The organism is Streptomyces sp. NPDC005728 (genome assembly GCF_040630895.1).
Lineage (GTDB): Bacteria > Actinomycetota > Actinomycetes > Streptomycetales > Streptomycetaceae > Streptomyces.
Genome location: NZ_JBEXYL010000102.1, coordinates 19,556 through 27,885, shown reverse-complemented (window position 1 = coordinate 27,885; position 8,330 = coordinate 19,556). Strand labels below are relative to the sequence as shown.

Below are 8,330 nucleotides of genomic sequence, written 5' to 3'. Positions count from 1 at the left end.
GCCGGAGTCTGAGTCCGGCCGCCCGCGCCTCGGTCCGGTCCCGGTCAGTCCTCGGGCAGTTCCACCGGGGCGATCTCGTCGTACACGTCACCCGGGCCCGGGTTGGCCGGGTCGGTCTCGCCGCCGAAGTGGTGCATGACGCCCCAGACCGCGTTCAGCGCGGTCTGGATCGCGCCCTCGGCCCAGCCGGCCGTCCAGGAGATGTCGTCGCCGGCGAGGAAGACGCCCCGCTTGTCCTCGGGCAGCCGGTCCTGCATGAAGTGCGTGAACAGGCGCCGCTGGTAGCGGTAGTGGCCGGGCAGGTTGGCCTTGAACGCGCCCATGAAGTAGGGCTCGTTCTCCCAGGAGACGGTCACCGGGTTGCCGATGATGTGCTTCCTGATGTCGACCTTCGGATAGATCTCGCCGAGCGACTTCAGCATGACCTCCATCCGCTCGTTCGCGGACAGCGGCAGCCACTTCAGGCTGTCGTCGCACCAGGTGTAGGACAGACAGATCACGGCGGGCTTGTCCGGGCCGTCGTCCAGCAGATAGGTGCCGCGGGTCATGCGGTCGGTGAGCGTCATCGACATGACGTCCCGGCCCGTCGGATTTCCCCTGTCGTCGACGGCCTTGTCCAGCCAGAACGGCCGGTCGACGGGGACGAACAGCTTCGAGGACTCCATGTAGTGGGTGCGCTCGATCGCCGTCCAGTGGTCGATCGGGAAGAGCGAGTCGTCACAGGCGATCTTGGACAGCAGCATCCAGGACTGGGCGGTGAAGATCGCCGCCTGGTAGGTGCGGATGTCGCCGTTCGCGTCCGTCACCGTGATCCGGTTGCCGGCGGTGCGGTGCAGCCGGGTCACGGCCGGGCGCGGTTCGCCGTTCTCGTGCAGGGACTGCAGCGAGGTGCCGTACGGCCAGTGGACGATCTTCTCCGGCTCGCGCTCCCACAGGCGCAGCGGCAGCTGCTGGGAGCCGCCGACGATGCCGCGGTGGTGGTCGTCGGCCTCGGTGTAGACGACGCGCAGGATCTCCAGGATGGAGTTCGGGAAGTCGGTGTCCCAGCCGCCGGTGCCGAAGCCGACCTGGCCGAAGATCTCGCGGTGCCGGAAGGACTTGAAGGCCTCGGAGTCGCAGAGGAAGCCGTAGAAGGTCTGGTTGTCGAGCTTCTCGACGAGCTTCGCCCAGATCTCGCGGATACGCGGGACGTCGCGCTCGCGCATGGCGCGGTTCATGTCGGAGAAGTCGGCGCCCTCGTCCAGGCACTTGTTCCACGCCTCGGCGACGTCCCGGTACACCTGGGGCAGGTCGTCGACCGTCTCGGCGTAGTGCGACTCGCCCTTGAGGTCCACGACGGTCGACGGGGTCGCCTCGGCCAGCGGGTTCGGGAAGGGGCTGGTCTCCAGGCCGACCATGTCGATGTAGTGCTGCAGCGCCGTGGAGGACGGCGGGAAGCGCATCGCGCCCATCTCGGCGGTGAGCGACTCGTCGCAGCCCTCGAAGCCGACCGTGCGCAGCCGGCCGCCGATCTGGTCGGCCTCGTAGACGACGGGCTTGAGGCCCATCTTCATCAGCTCGTAGGCGGCCACGATGCCGGACAGACCGCCGCCGATGACGGCGACCTCGGTGCCGTGCTCGGTCGCGGGGATCTGGCCGAGGCCCGCCGGGTGGGCGAGGAAGTCGTCGTAGGCGTAGGGGAAGTCCGGGCCGAACATGGTGATCGGCGGCTGCTGCTCGTCGGCGTGCTCGACGGCGTTGGGCACCGTGGACGTCATGGGGTACGGACTCCTTGCGCGGGGGTGGTACGGGGAGGGCTCGGGGTGGGTGTCAGACCAGGGACCCGTACAGGCCGGGGCGGCGGTCCTTCAGGTACGGGTTGGCCTCGCGGGAGGCTGCCAGGAAGGCGGGGTCGGCGTCGGCGAACACCAGCTCCTCCGCGCGGCCCGCGCGGGTGCGGGCGATGCCGTCGGGGCCGGCGAGGACGGACAGTCCGACGAACTCGAACTCACCCTCGGGGCCGACCCGGTTGACGTACGCGACGTACATCTGGTTCTCCCAGGCCCGCACCGGCACCAGGGATTCGGCGACGAACTGGAAGGGATGCATCTGCGCCGTCGGCACGATCAGCAGGTCGGTGCCGGCCAGGGCGTGGGCGCGGACGTTCTCCGGGAACTCGACGTCGTAGCAGATCATCAGGCCGACGGTCAGGCCGTTCAGCTCGGCCTGGACGACCGGCTGCTCGCCCGGCGTGAAGTGGTCGCGCTCGAAGCAGCCGAAGAGGTGGGTCTTGCGGTAGTTCGCGAGCCGGGTGCCGTCGGCGGAGATCAGCTGGGCGGAGTTGTGGACGGTCTCGCCGTCACGCTCCGGGTAGCCGTAGGCGATCGCCACACCGTGCCGGGTGGCGATCTCGGCGATCGCGTCCGCCGAGTCGCCGTCGGCGGGCTCGGCGAGGCGGGCGATGGCGTCGCCGATCGCGTACCCGGTGAGGAACATCTCCGGCGCAGCCAGCAGCGCGGCGCCCGCGGCGGCGGCACGGCCCGCGGCCTCGTCGAGGACCTTGAGGTTCTCGACGACCGAGCCGGGGCGGCCGGAGCTCTGGAGCAGTGCGGTGCGCATGCGGGTTCCTCACCGGAAAGGGGGGTTTTGGGGGCCAGATAGAAGGTACGGTCGGCGCGCTCGGCCGGACAAGAAGGAGCCGTTGCGCGCCGGTGCACGGTTCGTTGCGTGGTGAGGGCGCCGGGCGGCGATTCGTTGCGCGCCCTCGGGCGGGGGTCTCGTCCGCCCTGAGACGCAGGTCACGACGGGGTTTCCCCGCCGGACGGGGGAGGCGAGGTGCCACCTGCGGGGCGATGTGCCCGCGGGCCGGCGCCGGGAGAGTGGTGGGCGTTCAGTTCACGCGCTTGACCTGCGGAAAGGACCGTCATGCAGCGTCGTACGAAGATCGTCGCCGTCACCTTTGCCACCGCCCTGCTGATCACCGCGGGCACGGCGGGCGCCGCGCTGGCCTCGGGAGCCGGGGCGCACCGTCCCGAGCGCGAGGCAGCCGCGCTCACCGGCACGGCCGAGCTGTACCGGTCGGCCGGGGACGACATCAGCTTCTCCTTCGACGCGCATCTGGCGGCGAAGGACACCGCGGATCCGCAGAAGGCCACCGGAACCTTCGAATGGAGCCACTACCTCGACGGGGACGGCGCCTGGGCCAGGGCGAAGGTGGACTGCCTGGTCACCGGCGGGAAGGTCGCCGTCGTGTCCGGTGTGATCACGGACTCGGACCTGCCGGGGGCCAAGGGCCTGCGGGTCGGCGTCACGGTCCACGACCTCGGCCGACACGACCGGCTGGGCTACAGCTGGGCCGGGGTCGGCAGCCCCACGGACACCAGGGACCTGCCGCCGTGCGTGTCGTCGGCTCCCTTCGAGAAGGTGAAGAAGGGCACGGGCGACTTCACGGTCGTCCCGTGGAACCCGGAGTTCTGAGCGAGCGGCGTCCCGATGCCGACGGCCGCCTTTGCACGTCTCTACAGCTCCTTCAGCCGCTCCACGATCTCCCGCAGCAGCCCCGGATCGGCGGCCGGGCCCGTGGCCTGCAGCCGGCGGGGCGGGTCGATGCGGACCAGCCCGGCCTCGGCCAGGTCGCCGAGCAGGACGCGGACCACGGTCAGGGGCAGGTCGGCGTCCGCGGCCACCTCGGCCACGGGGCGCGGGCCGCGGCGGATCAGGTCGAGCAGGCGGACACGGGCGTGATCCAGCTCCGGCTGTGCCCCGGCGTCCACCTCCACCGCGGTGACCTGGGACATCAGGTCGGCGGCGTGCCGCTCCGAGGGCCGGGTGCGGCCCCGGGTCACGGTGTAGGGGCGCACCATCGACCCGGTCTCGTCCTCGTACCAGTGCTCGTCGCTCACCGCGGGATCAGGGGGCCGAGCGGGTGGCGGCGTCCAGGTGACGGCCGAGGCGGCGGACGAGCAGGGCCATCTCGTGGGCGAGCTGTCCGACGTCGGTCCGTACCTCGCTGAGCACGGCGAGACGGCTGCCGTGGCCGGCCGGGGTGATGAAGAGGTAGGCGTCCTCCAGCATGACCATGGTCTGCCGCACCCCTCCCGCCTCGAACCGCTCCCCCGCCGAGCGGGCCAGGCTGTGGAAGCCGGAGCAGACGGCGGCCAGGTGCTCGATGTCCCGGCGGCGCATGCCCTCCGAGCAGCTCAGCGGGAGGCCGTCGGCGGTGAGCAGCACGGCCTGGCGGACGTGGTCGGTACGGGCCACGAGGTCGTCGAGCAGCCAGCCGAGATCGGTACCGGGTGCTCCGGCGGGCGGGGCCGGGTGCTCGGGGGTCTGGTCGTCACCGTGCATGGTCGGTGTCCGTCCCTTCTTCGGCGTGTGCTGTCGGGGCAGGGGCCTCGGTGTCGGCCGGCAGGCCCTGGCGGCCGCGGTCCAGGCCCCGCTGGAAGGCACCGAAGATCGCCCGCATCTCCTCGGCGTCGACCTCACGCCCGGGTGCCGCATCCCGCGGCGGCGGATCCTCACGCAACTCCCGGACGAGGGAGGCCTGCCGGGTACGGGTGGGCAGGGGCGGGGTGACGTCCGGCGTGGGGGTGTTGTGCGGCTCGGGACCGTCGTGCGACGCGGGAGTGTCGTGCGGCGCAGGCCCGTCGTCCGACGCGAGGGTGCCACGCGGCGCGGAGGGGCTGTCGTGGCCCGACAGGCTGCCGTGACCCGACAGGCTGTCGTGACGCGGCGGGGAAGCGAGTTCGGTGTCGGGCAGGGGTGCGGATCGCCTTCTGGTGGGCAGCTCCAGTACCGGCGCCTTCCGCTCGACCGGACCCGGCAGGTGGTCCCGCACGTCGGTAGCGGCGGACGGCGCGCCCGCCGGCTCCACCTCCGCCAGCACCCCCTCGGGAAGCAGCACCACCGCGGTCGTGCCCCCGTACGGGGAATCCCGCAGGTTCACTTCGACGCCGTGCCGCGCGGCGAGCCGGCCGACGACGTACAGACCGAGCCGGTCGTGGCGGGTGGGGTCGAAGGCGTCGGCGTCGGTGAGGGTGCGGTGGGCCTCGGCGCGCTGCTCGGCGTCGAGGCCGAGCCCGCGGTCGTCGATCTCCAGCACGAAGCCGCTGCCGACCCGCCCGGTGCGCAGCGTGACCTGGGTGTGCGGCGGCGAGAACGCCGTGGCGTTCTCCAGGAGTTCGGCGACGAGATGCACGACGTCGGCGACCGCGTCCGCCGCGATCGCGACGTCGGGCATCGGCGGCACCACCACGCGCGCGTAGTCCTCGATCTCGCTCACCGCCGAGGCGACGACGTCCGCGACCGGGACGGGCCTGCGCCAGCGGCGGCCGGGCGCCGCGCCGGAGAGGATGATCAGGCTCTCCGCGTGCCGGCGCATCCGGGTCGTCAGATGGTCGATGCGGAACAGCTGGTGCAGGATGTCCGGGTCGTCGGTGCGCCGCTCCAGCGTGTCGACGAGTTTCAGCTGCCGGTGCACCAGCGCCTGGTTGCGGCGCGCGATGTTGAGCAGCACGGCGAACAGCCCCCGGCGCAGGGTGGCCTGCCGGACGGCGGCCTCCACGGCGGCGAGCCGCGCGGTGTTGAAGGACCGGCCGACCTGGCCGATCTCGTCGTCCCTGACCTCGTCGGCGGCGAGCGGCGGCGCCTCGGCGAGCGCGTCCACCTCCTCGCCGGCGCCCAGCCTCCGCATGACGTCCGGAAGTTGCCGTGTGCTGAGCACGTCGGCCGCGTCCCGCAGGGTTTCCAGGCGTCGCGAGATGCGCCGCGCACCGCGCACCGCGAACCACAGCGAGAGCGTCACGGCGGCCAGCCCGACCGCACCGACGACGGCGGCCTTGGTCAGCTCGCGGTAGGCGAAGGCCCGCCCACGCGCGGCCGAGTTCTCGGCGGAGCGGGTGCACAGCTGCATGTAGCGCTTGACGGCCCGGTCGGAGGTCGACCGCCAGGTGTCCGCCGCGACGGCCTCCCCGGCGCCCGCGGCCCCGGCCCGCAGCAGCGCGTCCTCGCCCCGCACCAGCGAGCGGTACAGGTCACCACGGTGGAACTCCTCGAACAGGCCGCGCGAGTCGGCGGGCAGGTCCGGTACGTACGTCCGCTCGAAGACGCGCCGGTCCTCGATGGTCGCGCTCAGGCTGTCGTACTGCCGGCCGGTCAGGGTCCCGGCCGCCCGCGCTCCGGCGACCTGGGCGTCCTCCCGGGACACGAACTCCCGTACCCGCACCAGCTCGACGACGACCTGCGCCTCCCGGGCCAGCTGCCCGGCCTGGAGCGCGGTGAGCGTGGACTGCACGTCGAAGCCGGGTGCGACGAGCGTGCTGTACTCGTCGACCGCCCGGTCCCAGGTGATGTCCCTGGACAGCACGCGCTCGCGCAGCCCTTCCAGCTTCCCGGTGGCGGCGACCATGGTGTCCAGGGCCTGCCGCTGCCGGTCCGTCAGCCGGCCGCGGTCCCCGCCCCGGACCGCCTGCCGCATGGCCTCCACGGCCCGGTCGGTACGGCGCTGCTGTCCGAGCAGTTCGCCGGCGGCGACCGTGTCGAGGCGGGCGCCCAGGTAGGCGGCGGACAGCCGGCGCTCGATCTGGACCTGCCCGATCGCGGTGTCCACGGGGGTGCCGAAGTCCTCGTACACCCCCTGGAGCCGGATCAGCGCGCGCAGTTCGGCGGTGACCGACACCATGGCGAAGCCCCACAGGGCCATCAGGGCGACGGCCGGGGCGAGGGCGAGCGCCACGATCCGCGCACGGACGGTGGTGGGACGGCCGACGGGCCAGCGCATGGGGTACCTGCCGGTGTTACCAGTCAGTAGAAAGAGCGGGCACAACCTACGGGATCGTCACCAGGTGCGCAATGGTGACCGCCGGTAACCGCGGGAGTCACGTCCGGGGCAGCGCGAACGTGGTCACCACCGCCGCGTGGTCGGAGGGCCAGTCGTTGCCCGCGACGTCGGGCCACGGGCGCGGGACGCCGGTGACGAGGGTCCGCGCGTCCCGCACGGTCAGTCCCCGGTGCAGGACGTAGTCGATCCGGTCCTGCGGTTCGGGCCGTCCGCTGCCGTCCTCGTGGACCGGGTGGATCGGCGACCACGTGTGCCCGGGCTCGGCCGCCGGGTCGGGGTGGGCCTCACGGTAGGAGTCGGCGAAACCCGCGTCCGCCGCCGCCCGTGTCACCGGCCACTCCACGTCCGGCCGGTCCAGGTGGGAGGGGCAGTTGAAGTCTCCGACGAGGACCACCGGAACGCCCTCGGCGGACGACTCGGCGATCCGGCGCAGCGCGTCCCGCATCTGTTCGAGCCGTACGTCCTCGTGGGCGATCAGCTCGGGCGCGCCCAGCCCGTCGAACGCGGCCTCGTAGGGGCCGTACGGCGTGTAATGCAGGTGGGCCGTCCACACGTCGACCTCACGGCCGGGCGCGACCCGGATCCGGACGCCTGCGGCGCCGTAGAAGCCGACCTCGGGATCTCCGAAGCGGGCGGTGACGGGGTACCGGCTGATGACGCCGAGGTTCTCCCCGGCCCGGTGGTGGTGCCAGCCGAGGGCCTCGGCCAGCTCCTGGGCGGCACTGCCCCCGGTCTCCTGGAGACCGACCACGTCCGCACCGGACTCCAGAACGGCCTTGACCTGCTTGGCCCGGTGGTCGTCGACCTTGCTGCCGCCGAGCCACAGGTTCCAGCTCATGACCCGGATTTCGGGTGCGGCCATCTCGCGCAGCTGCTCGGGCGTGACGCCGACGAGGCTGTCACGCACGGTCCGCCCGGGTGCCGTGCCGATCGGTGCGAGGGACGGCACGGCGAGTACGGCGCACCCGGCGGCCTCGGCGGAGGCCACGCCGGTCTCGGTGTCCTCGACGGCCACGCAGGCGGCCGGTTCGACGCCGAGGGCCCGGCAGGCGGCCAGGTAGGGGTCGGGAGCCGGCTTGGTGCGGTCGGTGTCGTCGGCGGTGACGGAGACCGCGAACCGTCCGGCGCCGAGGGCGTCGAGCACGACGTCGGCGACCGCGCGCGGTGACGCGGTGACCAGGGCGGTGGGGACGCCGGCGCCGGCCAGCGCGTCCAGCAGGCCGAGCGCGCCGGGGCGGGGCACGATCCCGGTGCGGACGCGGTCGGCGAACTCGCGGTGCAGTTCGGCCGCAAGGTCGGCCTCGGTCCGGCCGGTGGCCGTGGAGAGCCAGGCGGCGGTGTGCTCGACGGGCCGGCCGAGCACCTCCGGCTGGTCGGCCTCGCTCAGCGGGCGTCCGGCGACCTGCTCGACCGCCTCCCACCACAGGCGCTCGGTGTCGACGAGCGTGCCGTCCATGTCGAACAGGACGGCCTGGAGCGGGAGTGCGGGGGTGTGGGGGGTCACGTTGTTGTC

Annotated in this window: 7 protein-coding genes; 1 reads left to right on the top strand and 6 read right to left on the bottom strand. The window is 72.8% G+C overall.

Features of this window, described 5'->3' with window-relative positions; translation table 11 throughout:
• Window positions 1–44: 44 nt before the first annotated feature.
• Together ABZ471_RS39660 and ABZ471_RS39655 are read right to left on the bottom strand one after the other, a co-directional pair.
• On the bottom strand, window positions 45–1,757 hold the full coding sequence (locus tag ABZ471_RS39660) for an NAD(P)/FAD-dependent oxidoreductase (RefSeq protein ID WP_359073603.1): 1,713 nt from the start codon (window positions 1,755–1,757) through the stop codon (window positions 45–47).
• A 52-nt stretch (window positions 1,758–1,809) separates the two neighbouring features.
• Window positions 1,810–2,598: a carbon-nitrogen hydrolase family protein gene (locus tag ABZ471_RS39655; RefSeq protein WP_359073602.1), complete on the bottom strand. Its 789-nt coding sequence runs from the start codon at window positions 2,596–2,598 to the stop codon at window positions 1,810–1,812.
• Between the two features lie 306 nt (window positions 2,599–2,904).
• Between ABZ471_RS39655 and ABZ471_RS39650 the strand changes: the two genes are divergently transcribed.
• Window positions 2,905–3,456, top strand: coding sequence for a Repetin (locus ABZ471_RS39650; protein WP_359073601.1), 552 nt, complete (start codon window positions 2,905–2,907; stop codon window positions 3,454–3,456).
• Between the two features lie 41 nt (window positions 3,457–3,497).
• Here the strand turns inward: ABZ471_RS39650 and ABZ471_RS39645 are convergent, their stop codons facing one another.
• The 4 genes from ABZ471_RS39645 to ABZ471_RS39630 all read right to left on the bottom strand — a co-directional run bounded on the left by ABZ471_RS39645 (window position 3,498) and on the right by ABZ471_RS39630 (window position 8,321).
• Window positions 3,498–3,881, bottom strand: coding sequence for a DUF742 domain-containing protein (locus ABZ471_RS39645; RefSeq protein WP_359073600.1), 384 nt, complete (start codon window positions 3,879–3,881; stop codon window positions 3,498–3,500).
• 7 nt (window positions 3,882–3,888) lie between these two features.
• Window positions 3,889–4,326, bottom strand: coding sequence for a roadblock/LC7 domain-containing protein (locus ABZ471_RS39640; protein ID WP_359073599.1), 438 nt, complete (start codon window positions 4,324–4,326; stop codon window positions 3,889–3,891).
• Window positions 4,316–6,757 carry a nitrate- and nitrite sensing domain-containing protein gene (locus ABZ471_RS39635; RefSeq protein ID WP_359073597.1) on the bottom strand — a complete coding sequence of 814 codons (2,442 nt, stop codon included), beginning with the start codon at window positions 6,755–6,757 and terminating at the stop codon, window positions 4,316–4,318. The genes ABZ471_RS39640 and ABZ471_RS39635 overlap by 11 nt, the downstream gene beginning before the upstream one ends.
• A gap of 97 nt (window positions 6,758–6,854) precedes the next feature.
• Entirely contained in the window at window positions 6,855–8,321 is a 1,467-nt protein-coding gene (locus ABZ471_RS39630; RefSeq protein ID WP_359073595.1) for an HAD-IA family hydrolase, read from the bottom strand.
• Between the last annotated feature and the right edge of the window lie 9 nt (window positions 8,322–8,330).